Consider the following 22,623-nt stretch of genomic DNA (forward strand, 5'->3'; position numbering starts at 1 on the left):
ATTACGACTGGTGTTACTCGTATTGCCGACGTAGCCAATGTTCATGTGTTCGCTTAAGGAGAGGGTTCCGCCGCGGGTAATCATCAGGTTGCCGCGCCCCTGATCGCCGACCACGCTCCAGACGGAAGAGACGGACGAATTTGCGCCATCGATAGTAACCGTTCCCTGCGCGTTTGCGGCATATTCTCCAATGCGCAATTCATCAATACCGCTGATTTTACTGCCGTTATTCACCCGCAGCGTACCTGAACCATCATGGGTCCCGAGTACCAGATTCAAATTGCCCAGTGTCCAGGTCGCACCATTCGTCAGCGTCACGCTGCCGTTTGCGCCATTACCGATCATACCGGCGGCGGTGGTGATAGCCCGACCATCGATCAGCAGTGAGCCGTCGGAGTTATCACCCACCCAAAGACTGCGGAAGTTATTCCATGCGGGGTCGGTATTTTCCGTGGCGGAAAGCGTAATATTTTGTCCATTATTAATAATGACAGTATCCCCCACACCTGTTGGTGGGGAAATATTATTATTGGCTACAGCAGTGGACGTTAAAGCCATGGAAATTGCAATGGCTAATAGAGTTTCAGGGAAACACTGTGCATTTATTTTCATATATTGACTCTTCCTTAAGATTTAAATATTACATCCAGGCATAAGCCAGAAAAGCCAGTGCTGAATACACGGCTATTTGTCGGGTTGCTCATGCAAATAAAATTCTGATGATTTTTAATATTATTTGCCGCGGGCGATATAGCGTAATCGTTTTGCCGCAGGCTTGCATTCGATATTGATAGGCTGAGTCTATTAACCGTCATTAACAGAGTGAAGATATTTAAGTGATGGCTAATTATTTGATTACAAATGTTTATTGTTTTTGGCTATCCTTCCAGGAATAATGCAAATATAAGGCGAAAAACAACAGGATAGATGAGGTTTTTGATAAGGAAGACTGAATAGATGCGAAGGATTAACATTAGTGTGAATATCGCTTCACTATGTTTAATTACGGACAGTAATAATGTTTTTTAAGAATTTTAGGCTGACTAATTATCATTGTTTTGATGAGTATCAATTTTTACATTGGTATTAATCTGAATGTCTTTTATCGATGTTAAGATTATTACCAATAAGTCTGTAAGGGTTTTGATAATAATCTTAAGTGGAGTTGTTTCGAACAGGGTTATGCATATTTACGCAATAATGAGAGATTTATTAAAAGACAGGGTTGTCGGTCATTATTTTATTTGTATGCAGAAAGTGACTTAACTTTACCGTAGTATGCAAAAAAGGACTGAGCAGGCCGAAATCACAAAAGCAACCTATCACTGAAAGGGCTCTGGATTTTTTCTGGAAGCTGAACTAGTTATTAATCATCCCTGAACAGCGGCATGGATTCAGCGGTGATGATAGCGTCATAACATAACCTGGAGCTTCTCTATGAAAACTGGATATAAACTCTTGATTGGTGCGTTGGCTTTTGTGGCGACAAATGCGTTTGCAGCGGAGCTGTTAACAAAAGCTGAGTTTGAGAAAGTGGAGTCGCAGTACACCCTGATTGGCAACATCAATACCAGCAATGAAACGTCCACTCAGGATGCGAAAGAAGATCTGCTCAAAAAAGCGGATGAGAAAGGGGCTGATGTGGTCGTGCTGACTTCCGGTCAAACCGACAACAAAATTCATGGCACTGCCAATATCTACAAGAAAAAGTAATTCGTAAGCGTGCCGGATGGCGCTGGCCTGGTGAAATGTGTAGGCCGGGTAAGACGCTGTGTGTCGCCATCCGGCCGTTCATTCCTTCAGCCGTCGCCAGAATGTGGTTCTGCTGACCCCCAGATAACGCGCGGCGGCGCGCTTATCGCCGTTAAACTGCGCCAGCACCTGCTGTGGCGTAGCGGAAGGCGAAGGGTATGACGGCGATTCGTTCTCCGCCAGTTCCGGCAGTATCTGCTGTAATAAATGTTCATTCAGTTGTGGCATCGGTTCAACGCTTAAAAACAGTGCCAGCCGTTCCATCATATTGCGCAATTCGCGAATATTTCCCGGCCACTGATAGTGCAACAGCGCACCGGCACTCTGCGCCAGTCCGGCGCGCACCGACTCGGTAAACGGTACGGAGAGCGCGGCCAGCGATTGTTTTAAAAAACCTTCCGCCAGCGGCAGGATATCGGCGGGGCGCTCCCGTAGAGCCGGTAACGACAGACGTAAAATACTCAGGCGATAAAACAGATCGCGACGAAACTGCCCGTGTTTCATCTCGTCTTCCAGATTGCAGTGGGTGGCGCTAATCACCCGCACTGTTACCGGAATGGGGTGATGTCCACCCACCCGGGTGACCTCTTTTTCTTCCAGCACGCGCAGCAGTCGGGTTTGCAGCGGCAACGGCATTTCGCCGATTTCATCGAGAAACAGCGTTCCGCCGTGGGCGATTTCAAACAGCCCGGCACGACCACCGCGTCGCGATCCGGTGAAGGCGCCTTCCTCGTAGCCAAACAGCTCCGCTTCCAGCAACGATTCGGCGATCGCCCCGCAATTCACCGCGACGAACGGATGCGCCGTTTTGTCGCCGCGCGTGCCAGGACGCGTACAAAACTCGCGGTGAATGGCCTGGGCTGCCAGTTCTTTCCCGGTGCCGGTTTCCCCCTGAATCAGGACAGAGGCGGGTGAACGGGCATACAGCATAATGGTATGGCGCACCTGTTCCATCTGTGCGGACTCGCCACGAATATCTCCCAGCCCATAGCGGGTGCGCAGCGCCTGATCGGAGGCATAATGACCGTGGCGACGCTGGGTCAGGCGGGTCATGTCCAGCGCATCACTAAAGGCCTGACGCACCGTGGCGGCAGAATAGATAAAGATACCGGTCATGCCTGCCTCTTCCGCCAGATCGGTGATCAGTCCCGCGCCAACCACCGCGTCAATGCCGTTTGCTTTCAACTCGTTAATCTGCCCGCGCGCGTCTTCTTCGGTGATATAGCTGCGTTGTTCCAGTTGCAGGTTGAAGGTTTTTTGAAAAGCCATCAGCGCGGGGAGCGTTTCCTGGTAGGTCACCACGCCAATGGAGGCGGTCAGTTTTCCGGCCTTTGCCAGCGCCTGCAGAACGTCAAACCCGCTGGGTTTGATCAGGATAACTGGTATCGACAGGCGACTTTTCAGATACGCGCCGTTCGATCCGGCGGCGATGATCGCATCACAGCGTTCGGTGGTCAGCTTCTTACGGATATAGGTGACCGCTTTTTCAAAACCGAGCTGGATGGGGGTGATGGTCGCCAGATGATCAAACTCCAGGCTGATGTCGCGAAACAGATCGAACAGTCGCGTTACCGAGACCGTCCAGATAACCGGTTTGTCATCATTCACCCGCGGGGGAAGCGTTGTCGTCGCCATAGCCAACCCAAAATAAAAGGACAGAGTAATGGGTGTAGTCTTGTTTCATAATTGTTGCAATGAAACCGGTCGGGACGTTTCATGAAACGTTAGCTGACACGCTTTTTTTCGCTTATCGCGGTATGCTGTGGTTTATCTTATTGTTATATCGATGGTTATTTAAAACACTCTCTTTCAAAGCGCCTTTGGCATAGCCCTTGCTTTATGTGAATCAACGGTTAGTTACAAGTTGATAACACGAGGATGGACTATGTCTCTGGATTCTCCGGGTCAGGCATTTCGCGCTGCACTCACCAAAGAAAACCCCTTACAAATCGTCGGCACCATCAACGCCAACCATGCGTTGCTGGCCCAGCGCGCCGGGTATCAGGCGATTTATCTTTCGGGCGGCGGCGTCGCGGCCGGTTCGCTGGGACTGCCGGATCTGGGCATCTCCACCCTGGACGACGTCTTGACCGACATTCGCCGCATCACCGACGTCTGTCCGCTCCCGCTGCTGGTGGATGCTGATATCGGCTTTGGTTCGTCGGCGTTTAACGTTGCGCGCACCGTCAAGTCGATGATCAAAGCCGGGGCGGCGGCGCTACACATCGAAGATCAGATTGGCGCCAAGCGCTGCGGCCATCGTCCGAATAAAGCGATTGTTTCGAAAGAGGAGATGGTCGATCGCATTCGTGCGGCAGTTGATGCCCGTACCGATCCCCACTTTGTGATCATGGCGCGTACCGATGCCCTGGCGGTGGAAGGGTTAGACGCAGCGATCGATCGTGCGCAGGCCTATGTCGAAGCGGGCGCCGACATGCTGTTCCCGGAGGCGATCACGGCGCTTTCGATGTACCGCCAGTTTGCCGATGCAGTCCAGGTGCCGATTCTTGCCAATATCACCGAATTTGGCGCTACGCCGTTGTTCACGACCGACGAACTGCGCAGTGCGAACGTGGCGATGGCGCTCTATCCGCTCTCGGCATTCCGCGCCATGAACCGGGCTGCTGAAAAGGTCTACAACGTGCTGCGCCTGGAAGGGACGCAAAAGAGCGTTATCGACATCATGCAGACCCGTAACGAACTGTATGAAAGCATCAATTACTACCAGTACGAAGAGAAGCTCGACGCGTTGTATATCAAGTAGGCCGGATGGCGGCTACGCCTTATCAGGCCTGGACGAAAACCCTCAGTACCCTACATATGACAATAATGATGAGGACAACATGAGCGACACAACGATCCTGCAAAATAATACCCATGTTATTAAGCCTAAAAAATCCGTCGCGCTGTCCGGCGTACCGGCGGGCAATACCGCGCTGTGCACCGTCGGCAAAAGCGGCAACGATCTGCACTATCGCGGCTACGATATTCTCGATCTCGCCCGGCAGTGCGAATTTGAAGAAGTCGCGCATCTGCTGATTCACGGCAAACTCCCGACCCGTGACGAACTTCAGGCATACAAAAGTAAACTCAAAGCGCTGCGCGGGTTACCGGCTAACGTCCGTACCGTACTGGAAGCGCTGCCAGCGGCATCGCATCCGATGGACGTGATGCGCACCGGCGTATCGGCGCTGGGCTGTACGCTGCCGGAAAAAGAGGGGCACACCGTTTCCGGCGCGCGTGATATTGCCGATAAGCTGCTGGCCTCGCTCAGTTCCATCCTGCTCTACTGGTATCACTACAGTCACAACGGCGAGCGTATTCAGCCAGAAACCGATGACGACTCTATCGGCGGCCATTTTCTGCACCTGTTGCACGGCGAAAAACCGACGCAGAGCTGGGAAAAAGCAATGCACATTTCGTTGGTGTTGTACGCCGAGCATGAGTTCAACGCCTCCACCTTTACCAGCCGCGTGATTGCCGGCACCGGATCGGATGTTTACTCGGCCATTATCGGCGCGATTGGCGCACTGCGCGGTCCGAAACACGGCGGGGCGAATGAGGTCTCGCTGGAGATTCAGCAGCGCTACGAAACGCCGGACGAAGCCGAAGCCGATATCCGTAAGCGCGTGGAAAACAAAGAAGTGGTGATTGGTTTTGGTCATCCGGTTTATACCATTGCCGATCCGCGTCATCAGGTCATCAAACGTGTGGCGAAGCAGCTTTCCGAAGAGGGGGGCTCGCTGAAGATGTACAACATTGCCGATCGTCTGGAAGAGGTGATGTGGGAGACGAAGAAGATGTTCCCTAACCTCGACTGGTTCTCGGCGGTCTCCTACAACATGATGGGCGTTCCCACCGAAATGTTTACCCCGCTGTTTGTCATCGCCCGCGTCACCGGCTGGGCGGCACACATTATTGAACAGCGCCAGGACAACAAAATCATTCGTCCTTCCGCCAACTATACCGGCCCGGACGATCGTGAGTTTGTGCCGATCGATCAGCGTCAGTAATTCATTACCTCTAAAGATAAAAAAACAGGAAACGTACCTTATGTCCGCTCAAATTTTAAATGTTCGCCCGGAATTCGATCGTGAAATCGTTGATATCGTGGATTACGTCGTCAACTACGAGATAGCGTCAACGGTGGCGTATGACACCGCCCACTACTGCCTGCTTGATACGTTGGGCTGTGGTCTGGAAGCGCTGGAATATCCGGCCTGTAAAAAACTGATGGGGCCGATTGTTCCGGGGACCGTGGTGCCCAACGGCGTGCGCGTGCCGGGTACCCAGTTTCAGCTCGACCCGGTACAGGCCGCGTTTAACATTGGCGCGATGATCCGCTGGCTCGACTTCAATGACACCTGGCTGGCGGCGGAGTGGGGCCACCCTTCCGATAACCTCGGCGGGATCCTGGCGACAGCGGACTGGCTCTCACGCAACGCGGTCGCGGCGGGTAAAGCGCCGTTGACCATGAAACACGTGCTGACCGGAATGATTAAGGCCCACGAAATTCAGGGCTGTATCGCGCTGGAAAACGCCTTTAACCGCGTGGGGCTTGACCACGTTCTGCTGGTCAAAGTGGCCTCCACCGCCGTGGTGGCTGAAATGCTGGGGCTAACGCGTGATGAGATCCTCAACGCGGTGTCGCTGGCGTGGGTCGACGGACAGTCGCTGCGCACCTATCGCCATGCGCCGAATACCGGCACGCGTAAATCCTGGGCGGCGGGCGATGCAACCTCGCGCGCGGTGCGTCTGGCGCTGATGGCGAAAACCGGTGAGATGGGTTATCCGTCAGCGCTGACGGCGAAAACCTGGGGGTTTTATGACGTCTCATTCAAAGGCGAGTCGTTCCGCTTCCAGCGTCCATACGGCTCCTACGTAATGGAAAACGTGCTGTTCAAAATTTCGTTCCCGGCGGAGTTCCACTCTCAGACGGCGGTTGAAGCGGCAATGACGCTGTATGCGCAAATGCAGGCAGCAGGTAAAAGCGCTGCAGATATCGAAAAAGTGACCATTCGCACCCACGAAGCCTGCATTCGCATCATTGATAAGCAGGGGCCGCTGAATAACCCGGCCGATCGCGATCACTGTATTCAGTATATGGTGGCGATCCCGCTGCTGTTCGGACGCTTAACGGCGGCGGATTATGAGGACGGCGTGGCACAGGACAAGCGAATCGATTCCCTGCGCGAGAAGATCCGTTGTGTTGAAGATCCGGCGTTTACCGCGGACTATCACGATCCGGAAAAACGCGCCATCGCCAATGCGATCACCCTGGAATTCACTGACGGTTCACAGTTTGACGAGGTGGTCGTGGAGTTCCCGATTGGCCATGCACGTCGCCGTACCGACGGGATCCCGAAACTGATCGAAAAATTCAAAATTAACCTGGCGCGCCAGTTCCCGACTCGCCAACAGCAGCGCATCCTGGAGGTCTCCCTGGACAGAACTCGCCTGGAGCAGATGCCGGTCAATGAGTACATGGACCTTTATGTCATCTAGAACCCGCTTCATCAGGCGTAAGTTCAACAGGAGAGCGTTATGTCTTTTAGCGAATTTTATCAGCGTTCTGTTACGCAACCGGAATCATTCTGGGCCGAACAGGCCCGGCGGATTGACTGGCAGCAGCCGTTTATCCGCACGCTGGATCACAGCCATCCGCCGTTTGCCCGTTGGTTTTGCGGCGGTACCACCAATCTGTGTCATAACGCCATTGACCGCTGGCTGGAGAAACAACCGGATGCGCTGGCGCTGATCGCTGTCTCATCCGAGACCGAAGAGGAGCGCACCTTTACCTTCCGTCAGCTCTATGACGAAGTGAACGTGGTGGCGTCAATGCTGCAATCGCTCGGCGTGCAGCGCGGCGATCGGGTTCTGGTATACATGCCGATGATCGCTGAGGCGCATATCACGCTGCTGGCCTGCGCACGGATTGGCGCGATCCACTCGGTAGTGTTCGGCGGTTTTGCTTCGCACAGCGTGGCGGCGCGCATCGATGACGCGAAGCCGGTGCTGATTGTCTCCGCCGATGCGGGGGCGCGCGGCGGTAAAGTGTTGCCCTATAAAAAGCTGCTCGATGATGCGATCGAGCAGGCGCAACATCAGCCGAAACAGGTGTTACTGGTGGATCGCGGGCTGGCGAAAATGGCGCGTGTGGCCGGTCGCGATCTCGACTTTGCGACGTTGCGCCAGCAGCATCTCGGCGCCACGGTGCCGGTGACGTGGCTGGAATCCAATGAAACGTCCTGCATTCTTTATACCTCCGGCACCACCGGAAAACCCAAAGGCGTGCAGCGCGATGTCGGCGGCTATGCCGTGGCGCTGGCGACCTCAATGGCGACCATTTTTGGCGGCAAAGCGGGGGGCGTGTTCTTCTGCGCGTCGGATATCGGTTGGGTTGTCGGGCATTCCTATATTGTCTACGCGCCGCTCCTGGCAGGGATGGCAACCATTGTGTATGAAGGACTGCCGACGTATCCGGACTGCGGCGTGTGGTGGAAGATCGTCGAGAAATATCAGGTCAACCGGATGTTCTCGGCACCGACCGCCATTCGCGTGCTGAAAAAATTCCCGACCGCGCAGATCCGCAATCACGATCTCTCCTCGCTGGAGGTGCTCTATCTGGCAGGCGAGCCGCTGGACGAACCGACCGCAAGCTGGGTAACGGAAACACTGGGCGTGCCGGTTGTTGATAATTACTGGCAGACCGAATCCGGCTGGCCGATTATGGCGCTGGCCCGGGCACTGGATGACCGGCCGTCGCGCCTCGGCAGTCCCGGCGTGCCCATGTATGGCTATAACGTGCAGTTGCTCAATGAGATGACCGGCGAACCCTGCGGCGCCAACGAGAAGGGGATGGTGGTGATCGAAGGGCCGCTGCCACCCGGCTGTATTCAGACCATTTGGGGCGACGATGAACGGTTTGTGAATACCTACTGGTCGCTGTTCAATCGTCAGGTATACGCCACGTTTGACTGGGGTATTCGTGACGCCGACGGTTACTACTTCATTCTGGGGCGCACGGATGATGTGATTAACGTCGCCGGGCACCGGTTGGGCACGCGGGAAATTGAGGAGAGTATCTCCAGCTATCCGAACGTGGCGGAAGTGGCGGTGGTCGGGGTAAAAGATGCGCTGAAGGGGCAGGTGGCGGTAGCGTTTGTCATTCCCAAACAGAGCGACAGTCTGGAAGACCGCGATGTGGCGCATTCGGAAGAGAAAGCGATCATGGCGCTGGTGGACAGCCAGATTGGCAACTTTGGTCGTCCTGCCCACGTCTGGTTTGTTTCGCAACTGCCGAAAACCCGATCCGGCAAAATGCTCCGCCGCACGATCCAGGCCATTTGCGAAGGCCGCGATCCGGGAGATCTCACCACGCTTGACGATCCGGCGGCGCTGCAGCAAATCCGCCAGGCGATGGAGGAGTAATCTGATGGCCCGATAGGGCGGCGTAAACGCCTTATCTGGCCACATTCACCAGTAGCCGGTCCTAAAATAAATTCGAATGCTTCTGTGAGCGGGTTATTACCTGCGGCCACATATGGCTGGATTGTTGACCAGATATATGGCGCATTGAAATAAAATTAAAGAAGGGACTCTGATAACGTCCCTTCTTGCAATTTACACTATAGTTTCAATGCAAATATAACCAGATAATAGTATAGTCAATATGAACCAAATGGCAGCTTCCACTCTAAAACCTGTAATCAGATAACCAGGTAAACTGCGAATAAATCTATATCCTTCTATGCTCATATCATGATTTGTAACACGATTATATGGAAATACCAAGCTACCCATTATAAAACCAATTTTTGCATGATATGCTGCCGGGGAACCAATCAAACTTGCCCCCCTTGCCATACGCGCTGTCATAGGTAAATGGCCAAATTTTTCCTCATATAATTCCACGATTTTTCCATAACTATCTTTATTAATTACATATGAAACAAATACTAATACAACAAAACTGAAAAAAAAAGCCACACTAAATAACAACTGTATATTATCGAAGTTTTCTATCAAAAAGTTTTTCATATATTAATAAACCTGATTCTTCATTAAACGTATCGGGTGAATGGGTTAATTTATCTGGATTATTATTTATCGCGTCATTAATAGCGCCTCCCAAACGCCCCCCTAATCTTTCACCTGTTTTCTCTGCCATTTTTCCAGCTACAATTCCCGTACCGATACCTGTCACCAGGCATAGTCCCGCTCCGACCGCGCCTGCTTCTGATGTGAGAAGCCCCAGCGCCCACAGACATACACTCCTTGCTGCAGGCCCAGCGATACCTCCCGCAGTAATACCCACTCCCTGCTTACCCCCGAATTTACTATACTCAGTTATCGCTGCTTTTCTACATTCGCTCTCTCGCCCCTTTGCGCAGGCCTCATAAACGTTAGTTGTATAACTCGCAAAATCAAGACCAATACCGACATAGCCTGTTGTTCTCATTATTTTGATTAGTTTTGCGGATTTTTCTATATAGCTTGCATATCCCTCAATATCTTTTACCCCGGTTTGATCCCACTTATGCATAATGGATTTTGTGGATAAACCCAATGCTTGTTTTATTTGTTCGTATTGTTTTAAATCCAATTGTTCTTTTGAAAATTGATTCAAAAGAATATCTAACTTTTTAAATAATCTTTCTCGTTGACCGAAAAACTCCTCTCCAGAAATGAGACCGGAATTTTGGCGATATGTTTTTTTATAAAGCTCCTGAATTTCGTTTAGTATTTTATTTATTTCTTCATAATAACCCCCGCCAGCATCCTTTATGTAACCTAAGATATCTCCGCTTTGTCCTAAAGCATCACTATATAAATTAGATGAGAAAATATCTATCGAGGTTCTGTTTTCATACAATAATTTAGCTTCCTCATTAGTCAGCGGCTCAAGTGCTTTATCAATTTTGTCCCTTGCTGTTTGTACTTGCGCAATTTTTTCAGATGACCTGGATAGTGGGTCAGCAACAACTAAGATTGAACCGGGCTTTTTCTTTTTTTCCGGATTCAACTGATGATATAACTCTTTTACTCCAGATGGTGGATTAACCATTAACTCATATTCATATGATTTGGGTGTCGTCAATTCTGGTACTACACAAAAACCCGGTTCAACTGATTGTCTGGTCTCTGAAATCTTTCTTGTTGCGTGAACTGGATGTGTGGAATTTTGAGGTCTGTTTGCTGATTCATAGCTTGCTAAAATATAATTATCATATCTGTATGCAATATTTAAATGGGGTATAAATCGACAATGGCAAGGACATGTACCGCTGCTATGTGCTGAACCAGCCAGCGAACAGATAATTTCCGTCTCGTATTGAGACATATCATGCCCCATTGCTAAGTAATGATTATATAATTCGTTACTTATCCTGGTTCGGAATTGAAAATGAGACATTCTATGTGAAAAAATACCTCCTTTTTTCTCATTAACGATTGTTTTTTTTCTGAGATTAATCGTTCCTCCCACACTTCCGAGAAATCTGTTATGTTCAAAGCCAAATCCGTTTTCAAAATCCCGAAGAGAATCGGGTTTCCTCCTGTATAAAAAACTTTCTTCATTAAGCCGCTTTATCGACCCTGATGGAGGTTCTACTTTTCGCCCTTCCAAATCTATATCACTATCCCAGGAACTTAAGTAAGTCCGACGAAATGGTTCTTTCCCTCTTTCAATCCGTGAACCTTTAGGTACACCACCTTTAATCTCATATTTTTGACCATTCACCCCGCATATATATTCATCCATTTCATATACTATTTCCATGCCATCAAGAATATAGCGTTCTTTACTCTCTACTATATAACCGCCACAACTTGTTCGATCTCCCGGTGATAATAAAAAACCTTCAAAATGCCTGTCAAATGATCTCACAATGTAAACTCTCGTATGAATTATCAGAGTTTGATATCAGACTATTTTTGTGACTTTCATTGTGACTCTATCCGCATATTCGAAAAAAAACCGTGAATCACTCTATTGGAAATTCAGGTGGTAAATATAAGTTAGTGGGTTTATTGGTCTGGTAAATTAAAATTCTCGAACCTTTTCCATTATCAACTAATCTCAGCAAGACTATCTTTTGTTAGTAGTATCTGAATAGCTCTCTTCCATTTCAATGTTGTTTCACGTTTTTCAACAATATAATCATCTCTATCATAAAGTTTTTTACCTGGACTTTTATTTGAACGTTGTAGGCCTTACCCGGCCTACAACTTAAGCCGCCCATCAGGCACTTAGCTCCAGCTTACACGATAGTGATAACGCCCGGCGCTCAGCTGATATTCCGGCGACACCGAAGGACTCCAGGAGTCGTCGCCGCCGACGCCCATATGGAAACCATCAATATTCAGCCAGGCCCCGGCCTCCGGTTGTAGCAGATGTCGATGGCTGGTCTCCATCAGTTGTTTCTGGCTGAATCGGCTGATGTTGAAAAGAAAATCACCGCGCCAGACGTGCGCACCGTACTTCAGTTCACGCGTACCGCAACGCAGGCCGTTCTCACTGGGGAAAACGTAAGGGGTATACATCTCATCCAGTGATAAATCCCAGCGGTCAAAACAGGCTGAAGACAGGCGATCCGGGTAGTTTTCATGCGGACCAAGCCCCAGCCAGTTCACCCGTTCTGCTTCCTGGGCCAGTTGGCAGGTCAGACCGATACGTGCCGGATGCGGCGTGCCGCTGGCAACATCGACATCAACGGCGATCTGCATTTCGCCGTGGCCGTCGATGCGCCAGGCTTTACGGCTGATAAACAAGGTTTCACCCTGATACTGCCAGGCGTGAACGGTGGCTACCTGAATCGCGTCTGCAAGGGTATCGGCTTCGCATTGCAGCAACACCGCCTGCGCCTGGTAATGCCCGGCGGCTTTCCAGCGCTCAACCCAGGCATTAGGATCGATCCGTGTCACCTCACTGATACCAATATCGTTATCCAGCGGCGCGCGGGTAAATTGATCGCGCAGTGGCGTCAGTAACTGGGCTTCATCGCCAATCCAGTATTGCGTTAACGTGCCCTGCTGGCGGCAGAATTCCCAGCGCTTATGGCCGAGCGTGACGGTAAATGCGGCGTCGCTGACGCTGAGCTGTGGCGCAGTACTGGCGCGCGGTGAGCATACGACGCTCAGTTTTTCCTCCAGCGGCCACTGCTGCCAGGCGCTGATGTGTCCGGCAGGCGACCAGGCGGTTGCCTGCGGTTGTTCCACACGCACCGTCAACCAGAGCTGACCTGCCGCGTCAGGCTGTGTGATGTCCGGCAGGGTGATGCGCTGACGACCCTGCGGCGCGATATCCAGCGTGACCTCCCCGGTGGCAACTGGGTTGCCATCCAGAGCGAGGGTCCAGTGCAGGATCTCGTTGTCGCTATGGCGGAACAGATATTCGCTGGTGACCTCAATCTGACGTTGCGCGCCAGGCAGCCACGTGAACTGGAAAAACTGTTGCGCGTGCTTCGCCTCAAACAACGACGGATGCGGCGTGCGGTCGGCAAACACCAGCCCGTCCATACAGAACTGGCGATCGTTAGGCGTGTCGCCAAAGTCGCCGCCGTACGCGGACCAGGGGTTACCTTCGTCATCGTATTTAATCAGCGACTGATCGACCCAGTCCCAGACGAAGCCGCCCTGCAGGCGCGGGTACTGGCGGAACGCCTGCCAGTATTTGGCGAATCCGCCGAGGCTGTTACCCATCGCGTGGGCATATTCGCAGAGGATCAGCGGGCGCTGTTCGCCGGGCAGCGACAGCCATTTTTTGATTGACCACTTCGGCACTGCCGGGAACGGCTGATCCTGATCGACGCGCGCATACATCGGGCAAATTATATCCGTTGCCGCCGTGTCCGCGCCGCCACCTTCATACTGCACCGGGCGTGACGGATCGTCTGATTTCAGCCAGCGATACAGCGCGTCATGGTTGACGCCGTGACCCGATTCATTCCCCAGCGACCAGATAATAATGCTCGGATGGTTGCGATCGCGTTGCACCATGCGCGTCACGCGCTGGCTCATGGCGGGCAGCCAGGTCGGGTCGTCGCTCAGGCGATTCATCGGCACCATGCCGTGGGTTTCGATGTTGGCCTCATCCACCACATACAGACCATAGCGATCGCAGAGCGTGTACCATCGCGGATGATTCGGATAGTGGGAGCAGCGCACGGCGTTAAAGTTGTTCTGCTTCATCAGAATGATGTCCTGCACCATCGTCTCTTCGTCCATCACCTGACCGTTTTCAGGATGATGTTCATGACGGTTAGTGCCGCGAATCAGCAGTGGCTTACCGTTCAACAACAGCAGGCCATTTTCAATGCACACCTTCCGAAAGCCGACATCGCAGGCCTCGGCTTCAATCAGTGTGCCATCCGCCGTATGGAGCAGCACAACTGCGCGATAAAGATGCGGTGTTTCGGCGCTCCACAGTGAAGGCTGATCGACATGCAGACGCAGCGTCGTGCGATTGCCATAGGCTCCGCGCTCATCAACGATCTCGCTGCCAAAAGGCGCGGTGATTTCGCCCGTCAGCTCGTCGCCATCCCACAGTTGAACGGTCACGCGCAGAGTGTCACGGCATTCTCCACGCATTCTGACCTCGGCGGCAAAGATTGCCCGGCTGAAATCCTCGTTGAGGTGGGTGGTGATGCGTAAGTCGCTGATTTGCGTGGCGGGTTTGTTTAACAGGGAGACATCGCGGAAAATGCCGCTCATTCGCCACATATCCTGGTCTTCCAGATAGCTGCCGTCGCTCCAGCGTAGCACCATCACCGCCAGACGGTTCTCACCGCTGACCAGAAACTCACTGAGATCAAATTCCGACGGCAGGCGACTATCCTGACCGTAGCCCACCCAAAGCCCGTTGCACCAGAGATGAAAAGCGGAATTTACGCCATCAAAGATAATTCGCGTCTGTTCATCATGTATTTCAGCTTCGCTGATTGTAAAGGTGAGCGAATAACATCCTGTCGCATTTTCATGCGGCACATACGGCGGATCCACCGGGATCGGATAGGTCACGTTGGTATAAATGGGGGCGTCATAGCCAAGCAACTGCCAGTTTGATGGCACCGCGATCGTATCGGCATCGTCCAGATCGCCCAGACGCCAACGTTCCGGCACCGCTTCCGGCGAGGCGAACCAGATAAATTTCCACGCACCGTTCAGACTGCGAACGGAGGGTGAGGCGGTATTGTGACGCGCATCAGTCGCGTTGCGCCAACTGGCAAAAGGAGGATGCGCCTCCAGACGGTTTAGCTGCGTGACGCCGGGATTTTCCCAGTCGCGTCGGGCCAGTACGGCGGCGAGTGAATTCGTGCTGAAGGTCATGGAGGCATCCTGTTGCGCAGTTTGTTCGTTCACAGGTTGCTGAAGATACGGTGTGCGGTGAAAGCCTGTAAAGGTGAGAAAGAGGAATGAGTGAGGTCTCTCACTCAGAATCTGCTTGCGTCACACCCTGAAAGGTTTTTCGCCATTCTGCCGGGCTGACGCCGAAGCGGGACTTAAAATGCTGTCGCCAGGTCACCGGAGACAGAAAACCGACCTCTGTGGCGATACGCTCGACGGGCAGTCGGGAGGATTCCAGTAGTTCCTGGCTGCGGCGCAGACGTTCAGCAATCAGCCATTCAGCAACGCTTGAGCCAGTGGCTTTCATAAAATGACGGGTCAGAGTGCGGCGACTCATCATCACCTTTTGCGCCAGCGAGTCCAGATCGTGCTGTTCGTGGCTGTGCTGGCGAAGGTACTCCAGCAGGCCGTTAATTCGTTGATCCTGGGTGTTTTTCGCCACCGGTTGGGCAATAAACTGCGCCTGCCCCCCCTCGCGATGCGGTGGCACAATCATCCGGCGCGCAATCTGATTCGCCACCGAACTGCCAAACCGTTGGCGAATGAGATACAGACAACAGTCTAGCGCAGCGGCGGTACCGGCCGAGGTGATGATGCCATCATCGTCGACGTACAGGGCGTTGATATCCAGGCGCGCGGCGGGAAAACGCGTCTGAAAATCGGCTTCAAACTCCCAGTGGGTAGCGGCGCGTCTGCCGTCGAGCAGTCCTGCGTAACCGAGAACAAATGCGCCAAGGCATAACCCGACCACCTGGGCGCCGTTTTGCCGGGCCTGAACCAGCGCATCGAGTAGCGACTGCGGTGGGCGAATCGCGGTCGTCCCCCACCAGGGAACAATCACGATATCAGCCCCCGTCAGCGCTGCAAATCCCTGGCGGGCAGTAACGGAAAAGCCTTCAACAGAGGTGACCACGCCGGGGACTTCTGCGCAAATCTGCACCTCAAAGCGTTTCTTCGTTGCCGCTTTTTCACTGAACATGATGCACGGCACTGAGAAGTGAAACGGACTAAAATCTTCAACGGCGACGATCGCGACGGTAACAGGGCGCATACCACTCCTCGACTGGGGATTAAAACGTCAGGGTTTCTCCATCTTCCGGCACCCGGACACATTCTGCAATCTGGTTATCGCGCGCGTATTCCCTGAGCGCCGCGCGTGTTAGCAGGCAGTGGTTTATCGCCTCCATGTGAACAGCCACAATCTGCGCGTCGGGCAGAACGAAGTGGGTTTTCAGCACATCTTCTGCGCCCATGATAATCGCGCCAAAACCGATCACGTGGGCAAACCCGGCGTTCAGGACCACCACATCCGGCTGGAAGGTGATGAAGTTGCTTTCAACCTCATCGCGCCAGATCGTATCGCCAACCAGATACAGCGTTTTTTCTTGCGGATGCTGGAAGATTACCCCGCAGGCATCGCCCATCCGCTCGGCCATGGCGGGAATGGCGTACAGCCGGTCGGAACCGTGCTGACCGCCCGTTTTGCGCAGGGTTACCTCACCCAATCGGCTCTCGTCCGTCAGTACGGTGAGTTGGCTGAAACCCTGGTCCCGCAGGATTTGCGCATCCTTGTCGTTTTGCACATAAATCGGCTTCTCTTTCGGCACGACCTTTGCGGCGACCTCGTCCCAGTGATCCGCATGGAGATGGGTGACGATCAGGGCATCGGCCTGTAACAGGGTGTCGATGTCGCACGGAAGTTCCACCGTCGGATTACGGATGTCGGCTCGCGCTGTGCCGGGAAAACCGGGATACGCGCCCTGCGGGGCGAGCATAGGATCGACCAGAAAGGTTTTGCCGCCAAAGGTAATCAACTGGGTGGCGTTGCGAATATGGGTAATGTTCATAGTGATACTCCACGTGAGGGGGCCAGTGGTGTCATCGTAGAGTGTTGACCAGAAGCTGAATGTGGGCAAATGGGCGAATACCGATGGGATTGGGCCAATAGAGGGAATTTGTGCCAAATCCGAATACCGCTTCTACATTTCCCAGCTTATTTATTGGTTGCAGATGAAATAAAGAAACTTAAGGATTTATAAACGTACCACTTTATATTGTCGAGTACGAGAGGTAACAGCCTGTTTTTATCAAGAATTAAATTGATGCTGTTGCTTAAGTGATTGTCTCTATATTAATGCCATGGCGATTTGAATTCTAACTAACTTGTTGATTTTGTGTTGTTAATGTTCTTATTTATTAAAGCATAAAGTTATTTAAGAATTATTCGTTACTTTTCTTTTGCTATTTACTCTATAACGGAAGTTCGGTAGTTTTCAAATACTATGCTTGCTACCCATTCAGTGTTAAGCAAAATTCCATAATTTAAATATTCACTGTTTTTCTTACTCGTTAGTTTTTTCAGGCTTATTTATTATCTAAATAATGCATTGAAATGAATTAAATGTTGTAGAAACTAACAAAGGATTTATTTATGCAACATTTTAATAAAAATAAAATAGCGTTATTGCTTGCTTCACTCTTTATTTCCCCTGGACTGGTAATCGGTGCCACGATTCATGTTGATGGCTCATTTCCTTATACGGCGCAATCCAACACAGGGACTCACGGGATTAGCGGCAGCAGTGAAGGCGCCGGAGCCGGGTATGTCTTATCGCCGAACCCGGAAACGACCGCGGCGGATAACGGCGTAAGCGTTGGCAGCGGCACCACGATTAAAGGCGGTAATGGCTACGCTGGCGGCGACGGTGCTGACGGAATGACCGGTAATAATGTAACCATCACTAACGGCGGAGCAATTACGGGCGGTGATGGGAGCTATAGCGTTAGCGGCAGTGGCACAGGGGGGGTGGGAATCTCGGGTTCTGACCTGTCGATAACCAATTCTCGTACTGGCTCTATCACCGGTGGCGAAGGGGACAGATATTCCGCTAGCGGTGCGGGTATCTCAGGTAACAGCCTCATGATCACCAACGATGGTGCTATCACCGGAGGCGATGGCAGTTACGGTTATGATGACTACAGCGGTAGGAGCGGTATTGGCGGTGCTGGAATATCCGGCACTGACCTGACGATTATCAATACTTACCGTATTACCGGTGGTGAAGGCGATTCCAGTGGCGTGGGAGGCGATGCCATTTCGGGTTCTGCGCTGACCATAACCAACAGCGGCGCTATTCTTGGTGGCGAAGGGGGCTATGGCTATGATGGGGCTGAAGGTGGCAATGCCGGCGCCGGAATATCCGGCAGTAATATGGTGATTGATAATATTGCCCGTGGGTCAATTACGGGTGGTCGAGGCGAATCCGGCAGCGCAGGTGGCGATGCGATATCGGGTACCGACCTGAGAATCACCAACGGCGGATCCATTGTCGGGGGCGAAGGAGGGTTTGGCTACGGAGAGAATGCCGGCAATGCTGGCGCGGGAATATCCGGCAGCAATATGACCATTAACAATTTAGCCGGTGGTTCCGTGACCGGCGGTGAAGGCGGCTATGGCGGTCTGGACGATGCCGGCGGTGCCGGGATGCCCAGCGCAGGGGGCGCGGGAATACTGGGTAATAATATGACAATCACCAATGCGGGATCGGTTACCGGTGGTGATGGGGGTTTTTCTGGCGGTCAGACAACAGGCCCCGACGGCGCAGACGGTGGTGCAGGCATATATGGTAATCATCTGACCATAACCAATATGGCCAGCGGTTCGATCGTCGGTGGCGAGGGATCCTACGGTGGCGCTGGCAGTGATAGCAACAACGGTGGTAACGGTGGTACCGGAATCGTCGGCGACAGTCTGACGATTATGAATAGCGGCTCTATTGTAGGAGGGCGAGCCAGCAATGGCAGAAACGGTGGCACTAACGGTGCAGGTGGTGCAGCGATATCCGGCAGTAACCTGACGATAATCAATAACCGCGTGATTACCGGCGGTGCTCCGTACTCGAGCGGTGGCGAAGCTGGCGCGGCTATCAGTCTTAGCGGCGGCAACAACATGCTGACACTGAATACCGACTCGACTATCACCGGCGATATCAGGCTGGCCGATGGCGCGACAACGTTGCAGATCGTCAGTAATGATGAAGCAAACAGAGCCATCAACGGTAATCTGACGGTGAGTCAGGCGGCCAGCGTGACGCTGGCTGAACAGCCGATTGAATTTTCCGGTAATGCTTTGTTTGCCGATGGGGCAGCGCTCACCCTTGGCAGTGACGTCAGCCTCAAGGCGGCATCGCTTACTGTTGGCGACAACGCCTCGCTTAACGCCAACATTACCCACTGGGATATGCAGGACATTCTTCTGGTTGAAACCACAAACGGGATTACGGGCGCTTTTTCTTACAGTAATGCCCTCGTGGCAGGCATGAACCAGCCGGACTTTGCTTATATCAACGCAGGTTCTCGAGTCATTAAGTACTCTCTGTACTGGAACGGGCTGGATTCGGATGCGCACGGAACGTTCACGCTTGATGAGGGCAGAACCTTCGATCTCGGCGTCGCGCTGGCGGACAATACGGTGCAGGTCAATCCGGCCTGGGATGGTAAAAGCCTGACCAAAGCGGGAGAAGGCACGCTGATACTGTCAGCGGAAAATACCTATACGGGGTCGACTTTTGTCAGTGAAGGCATGCTGAAGACGACCACGTCGAATGCATTTGCCAGTACCTCCGGCGTCATCGTCGGCGAGGAAGGGACGCTTAACCTTCACGGCAACAGCCAGATCGTCAACGCGTTGGAGAACCGTGGCACCTTGCTGATTGATGATTATGGTGTTCCGCCTTCCTCACCTCTCAACGTCATGCTGACGGGCGATGTGACGAATAGCGGCAATATCATTCTTAACAACAGCGTGACCAGCGCCGGGAATACATTAACCATCAATGGTGACTATGCGGGTAATGGCGGTACGCTTTCGCTGGGCACCGTTCTCGGCGGCGACAACAGCTTGACGGATAAGCTGGTGATTACCGGCAACGCGACCGGCACGACCTATGTGCATGTTAACAATGAGAATGGCTCAGGAGCCTTGCTGCATGAAGGGATTAAAATTATTGAGACCGGCAGTTCAACGCCAGAGGCCTTTGTGCAACGAGGTCGTATCGTGGCGGGAAGCTATGAATATCACGTGAAGCAGGGAACGGCTTCCGGCAGTGACAGGAATAACTGGTATTTAACCCATTTGGCAGACACGCCTGTTCCTGATGATTCCCCTGATGTCATTGATAACGATCGGCCTGCGCCGGGCGAACCCTCGGATGCGGTCAACCTCTATCGCCCTGAGGGGGGAAGCTATGCCAGCAACCTGGCGGCAGCGAATACGCTGTTTAACACCCGACTGCAGGACCGTCAGGGAGGTTCCTGGTATACCGACCCTGCTACCGGGGAACGGCATATGACCAGTCTGTGGCTGCGTACGTCAGGCGGGCACAGCAAGGGGCGGATGTCGGACGATCAGAACACATTGTCTTCTAACCGCGTTGTTGTGCAGATCGGCGGCGCGTTGTTGCAGGGGAGTGTGAACGGCACGGATGGCTATCAGTTGGGCGTAATGGCAGGCTATGGTAAGCAGGATAACGACATCCATAACAGCCTGTCAGGCTACGATTCTCATGGTGAGGTGAGCGGCTACAGCGCGGGTCTGTACGGAACCTGGTATCAGAACGCCGTGGATAAAACCGGCCTGTATGTCGATTCATGGGTACTCTATAACTGGTTTGACAATACGGTTAAAGGTGATGAGATTGCTCAGGAAAGCTATAAAAGCAAGGGGCTGACGGCGTCGCTGGAATCGGGTTACGCCTTCCATCTGGGGTCATTCATGGCAGCAGACGACATAGAAAGCAACGTGTATCTTCGCCCACAGGCACAAGTCACCTGGATGGGGGTGAAAGCTAACGACCATACAGAGAAAAACGGCACGCGGGTTCAGGGGCAGGGCGACAACAATATTCAGACCCGTCTGGGCATGCGTCTTTACGTCAATGGTAAAAGCGCCGCGGAAAAAGGAACCGTACGCGAGTTTGAACCCTTTATCGAGGCGAACTGGATACACAACTCGAAGCAGTACGGCGTCAGGATGAATGACACGAGCACCTCCCTGCAGGGAAGTCGAAACGTCGGTGAAGTGAAGGTGGGCGTCGAGGGGCGGTTGACCCGGGACCTGAGCGTCTGGGGCAACGTTGCGCAACAAATGGGTCATAACGGTTTTCGCGATACGAGCGGCGTGCTGGGAATCAAATACCAGTTCTAGCCTTATGATGTGCCTCCAGCCCTCCCGGCTTTTTTGCCGGGAGGGCTGTTTCTCTCTTACTTGCCCCGCACGTTGTGGTATGAGCAATAGCACAGCATTCCTACTTTTGTCTTAGTGTCAGGCTGCTTTGCCCCTGCCAGAGTGTAGATAACCCCATGAAGTGGAGGTGTTATGAGCTGGCGACCCATTCTGTATCTGATTGTGACTCCTGATCCTGCATTAAGCGCCCGGCGCGGGTTTTTGCGACTGGTGCAACGCTGACGGTATGTCGGGAATTGCGTGCGAGCGCGGATCCCCGTCGCTGACGCTGTGTTATGGTGACTGTTCTCGTTCGCAAAACAGGAGCCTTATCATGTCGCAATATAATCCGTTAAGTGCCCTCCTGGATAAGCAGGATTTCCTGTTGCTGGATGGCGCACTGGCGACGGAGCTGGAAGCGCGTGGGTGCCATTTAGCCGACAGCCTATGGTCAGCGAAAATTCTGCTGGAAAACCCGGAGCTTATCCGCGAAGTGCACCTTGACTATTTTCGGGCGGGGGCGCAGTGCGCCATCACCGCCAGCTATCAGGCGACGCCAGCGGGATTTGCCGCCTGCGGCTTTGATGAGGCGCAGGCGAAAGCGCTGATTGGGAAAAGTGTCGAGCTGGCGCGTAAAGCGCGTGAGGCGTATCTGGCAGAAAATCCGCAGGCGGGCACGCTGCTGGTCGCCGGTTCGGTTGGGCCTTACGGCGCATTTCTGGCTGATGGTTCGGAGTATCGCGGAGATTACACGCTGAGCGGCGAAGATTTTCAGGCGTTTCACCGTCCGCGCGTGGAGGCGTTGCTGGATGCCGGAGTCGATCTGCTGGCCTGCGAAACGCTACCAAATTTTGCCGAGATTCAGGCACTGGCGGCGTTGTTAACCGCATATCCGCGTGCGCGAGCGTGGTACTCTTTTACCCTGCGCGACAGCGAGCATCTGAGCGACGGCACGCCGCTACGCGAGGTTGTGACGTTTCTCGAACACTATCCGCAGACGGTGGCGGTGGGGATCAACTGTATTGCCCTGCAACAGGCCACCGCCGCTTTGCAGCATCTGCACGGGTTAACGGCGCTGCCGCTGGTGGTCTATCCGAACAGCGGAGAGCATTACGATGCGAGCAGCAAAAGCTGGCATCATCATGATGAATCGTGTGCGCGCCTGGCGGATTACCTGCCGCAGTGGCAGGCGGCCGGGGCGAAGTTGATTGGCGGGTGCTGTCGCACCACGCCAGAGGATATTGCCGCGCTGAACGCGCAACGTTGAGTTTGTGCCGGGTGTGGCTGATGCCTTACCCGGC

General features: G+C 53.0%; 13 protein-coding genes and 2 pseudogenes. 8 read left to right on the plus strand and 7 right to left on the minus strand.

All coding sequences use genetic code 11. The features are described 5' to 3' along the window. A pseudogene (locus tag AOY24_RS01700) lies at positions 1-558 on the minus strand (autotransporter outer membrane beta-barrel domain-containing protein); the annotation flags it as partial. Between the two features lie 879 nt (positions 559-1,437). Here AOY24_RS01700 and yahO point away from each other — a divergent pair. Then, positions 1,438-1,713 carry a DUF1471 family periplasmic protein YahO gene (gene yahO, locus AOY24_RS01705; protein WP_043001665.1) on the plus strand — a complete coding sequence of 92 codons (276 nt, stop codon included), beginning with the start codon at positions 1,438-1,440 and terminating at the stop codon, positions 1,711-1,713. A 78-nt stretch (positions 1,714-1,791) separates the two neighbouring features. On the opposite strand, the gene prpR is transcribed toward yahO, so the two are convergent. Next, positions 1,792-3,387 carry a propionate catabolism operon regulatory protein PrpR gene (gene prpR / locus AOY24_RS01710; RefSeq protein ID WP_054176047.1) on the minus strand — a complete coding sequence of 532 codons (1,596 nt, stop codon included), beginning with the start codon at positions 3,385-3,387 and terminating at the stop codon, positions 1,792-1,794. Positions 3,388-3,637: 250 nt separating this feature from the next. Here prpR and prpB point away from each other — a divergent pair, with 250 nt between their 5' ends. The 5 genes and pseudogenes from prpB to AOY24_RS25305 all read left to right on the plus strand — a co-directional run. After that, positions 3,638-4,516, plus strand: coding sequence for a methylisocitrate lyase (gene prpB / locus AOY24_RS01715; protein ID WP_054176048.1), 879 nt, complete (start codon positions 3,638-3,640; stop codon positions 4,514-4,516). Between the two features lie 79 nt (positions 4,517-4,595). Continuing rightward, positions 4,596-5,765 (plus strand): 2-methylcitrate synthase, encoded by a 1,170-nt coding sequence (gene prpC, locus AOY24_RS01720; RefSeq protein WP_043001662.1) that lies wholly within the window; start codon positions 4,596-4,598, stop codon positions 5,763-5,765. 40 nt (positions 5,766-5,805) lie between these two features. Then, the gene (locus AOY24_RS01725; RefSeq protein ID WP_044327221.1) at positions 5,806-7,257 is read left to right on the plus strand and encodes a bifunctional 2-methylcitrate dehydratase/aconitate hydratase; all 1,452 of its coding nucleotides are present in this window, start codon (positions 5,806-5,808) and stop codon (positions 7,255-7,257) included. A 39-nt stretch (positions 7,258-7,296) separates the two neighbouring features. After that, on the plus strand, positions 7,297-9,183 hold the full coding sequence (gene prpE, locus AOY24_RS01730) for a propionate--CoA ligase (protein WP_054176049.1): 1,887 nt from the start codon (positions 7,297-7,299) through the stop codon (positions 9,181-9,183). A gap of 39 nt (positions 9,184-9,222) precedes the next feature. Next, a pseudogene (locus tag AOY24_RS25305) lies at positions 9,223-9,336 on the plus strand (hypothetical protein); the annotation flags it as partial. A 39-nt stretch (positions 9,337-9,375) separates the two neighbouring features. Here the strand turns inward: AOY24_RS25305 and AOY24_RS23360 are convergent. The 5 genes from AOY24_RS23360 to AOY24_RS01750 form a co-directional block, all read right to left on the minus strand. Beyond that, positions 9,376-9,792, minus strand: a complete 417-nt coding sequence (locus AOY24_RS23360) for a hypothetical protein (RefSeq protein ID WP_054176177.1) — start codon at positions 9,790-9,792, stop codon at positions 9,376-9,378. Continuing rightward, a complete protein-coding gene (locus AOY24_RS01735) occupies positions 9,761-11,641 on the minus strand; it encodes a hypothetical protein (protein ID WP_054176050.1) in 1,881 nt (626 codons plus the stop codon). The genes AOY24_RS23360 and AOY24_RS01735 overlap by 32 nt, the downstream gene beginning before the upstream one ends. A 362-nt stretch (positions 11,642-12,003) precedes the next feature. Beyond that, positions 12,004-15,081, minus strand: coding sequence for a beta-galactosidase (locus AOY24_RS01740; protein WP_054176051.1), 3,078 nt, complete (start codon positions 15,079-15,081; stop codon positions 12,004-12,006). A gap of 100 nt (positions 15,082-15,181) precedes the next feature. Then, entirely contained in the window at positions 15,182-16,150 is a 969-nt protein-coding gene (locus AOY24_RS01745; RefSeq protein ID WP_054176052.1) for a GlxA family transcriptional regulator, read from the minus strand. Positions 16,151-16,169: 19 nt separating this feature from the next. Further along, on the minus strand, positions 16,170-16,946 hold the full coding sequence (locus tag AOY24_RS01750; RefSeq protein ID WP_054176053.1) for an MBL fold metallo-hydrolase: 777 nt from the start codon (positions 16,944-16,946) through the stop codon (positions 16,170-16,172). A gap of 584 nt (positions 16,947-17,530) precedes the next feature. Between AOY24_RS01750 and AOY24_RS01755 the strand changes: the two genes are divergently transcribed. Both AOY24_RS01755 and mmuM read left to right on the plus strand, forming a co-directional pair. Then, positions 17,531-21,304: an autotransporter outer membrane beta-barrel domain-containing protein gene (locus AOY24_RS01755; RefSeq protein ID WP_054176054.1), complete on the plus strand. Its 3,774-nt coding sequence runs from the start codon at positions 17,531-17,533 to the stop codon at positions 21,302-21,304. 352 nt (positions 21,305-21,656) lie between these two features. Beyond that, entirely contained in the window at positions 21,657-22,589 is a 933-nt protein-coding gene (mmuM, locus tag AOY24_RS01760) for a homocysteine S-methyltransferase (protein WP_044259070.1), read from the plus strand. The last annotated feature ends 34 nt before the right edge of the window (positions 22,590-22,623 follow it).

Origin of the sequence: Citrobacter sp. CtB7.12 (assembly GCF_001297795.1) — a bacterium.
In the GTDB taxonomy this organism is placed as follows: Bacteria; Pseudomonadota; Gammaproteobacteria; order Enterobacterales; family Enterobacteriaceae; genus Citrobacter_A; species Citrobacter_A amalonaticus.

Excerpts from the sequence above, each read along its gene's own strand:
- AOY24_RS01750 (WP_054176053.1), bottom strand. The coding sequence starts at position 16,946 with ATGAACATTACCCATATTCGCAACGCCACCCAGTTGATTACCTTTGGC.
- yahO (WP_043001665.1), top strand. The coding sequence starts at position 1,438 with ATGAAAACTGGATATAAACTCTTGATTGGTGCGTTGGCTTTTGTGGCG.
- prpB (WP_054176048.1), top strand. The coding sequence starts at position 3,638 with ATGTCTCTGGATTCTCCGGGTCAGGCATTTCGCGCTGCACTCACCAAA.
- mmuM (WP_044259070.1), top strand. The coding sequence starts at position 21,657 with ATGTCGCAATATAATCCGTTAAGTGCCCTCCTGGATAAGCAGGATTTC.
- AOY24_RS01755 (WP_054176054.1), top strand. The coding sequence starts at position 17,531 with ATGCAACATTTTAATAAAAATAAAATAGCGTTATTGCTTGCTTCACTC.
- AOY24_RS01745 (WP_054176052.1), bottom strand. The coding sequence starts at position 16,150 with ATGCGCCCTGTTACCGTCGCGATCGTCGCCGTTGAAGATTTTAGTCCG.
- prpR (WP_054176047.1), bottom strand. The coding sequence starts at position 3,387 with ATGGCGACGACAACGCTTCCCCCGCGGGTGAATGATGACAAACCGGTT.
- prpE (WP_054176049.1), top strand. The coding sequence starts at position 7,297 with ATGTCTTTTAGCGAATTTTATCAGCGTTCTGTTACGCAACCGGAATCA.
- AOY24_RS23360 (WP_054176177.1), bottom strand. The coding sequence starts at position 9,792 with ATGAAAAACTTTTTGATAGAAAACTTCGATAATATACAGTTGTTATTT.
- prpC (WP_043001662.1), top strand. The coding sequence starts at position 4,596 with ATGAGCGACACAACGATCCTGCAAAATAATACCCATGTTATTAAGCCT.
- AOY24_RS01740 (WP_054176051.1), bottom strand. The coding sequence starts at position 15,081 with ATGACCTTCAGCACGAATTCACTCGCCGCCGTACTGGCCCGACGCGAC.
- AOY24_RS01725 (WP_044327221.1), top strand. The coding sequence starts at position 5,806 with ATGTCCGCTCAAATTTTAAATGTTCGCCCGGAATTCGATCGTGAAATC.